Source organism: Streptomyces sp. NRRL F-2664, from assembly GCF_000719345.1.
GTDB lineage: Bacteria > Actinomycetota > Actinomycetes > Streptomycetales > Streptomycetaceae > Streptomyces.
In genome coordinates this window covers 1-278 of sequence record NZ_JOFX01000520.1, presented here as the reverse complement: position 1 = coordinate 278, position 278 = coordinate 1, and the positions used below count along the sequence as shown (strand labels likewise).

At 70.9% G+C, this 278-nt stretch carries 1 pseudogene; it reads right to left on the bottom strand.

From position 1 onward, the window contains the following. A pseudogene (locus IF89_RS0136795) lies at nt 1-278 on the bottom strand (hypothetical protein); the annotation flags it as partial.

Here is a 278-nt window from a genome sequence, read left to right as displayed (position 1 = left end):
GCCGCCGCGGATCTGGTCGGGTCCGTCGCCTCCGCACAGGAGGTCGTTTCCGGCCCGGCCGGAGATCTGGTCGCTGCCGCCGAGGCCGAAGATCGCGTCCATACCGCTGGTGCCGGACAGCTGGTTGGGGCCTGCGGTGCCGGTGATGATGTTGTAGCCGCGCTGCTGCAGCACCGCGGTGGGGGTGGCGCAGGTGGATGCGGGGGCGGGGTTGACGGTGAGGGTGAAGGTTTTGGATGCGGTGGGGACTTGGGGGTTGGGGTCGGTCGCGGTGACGG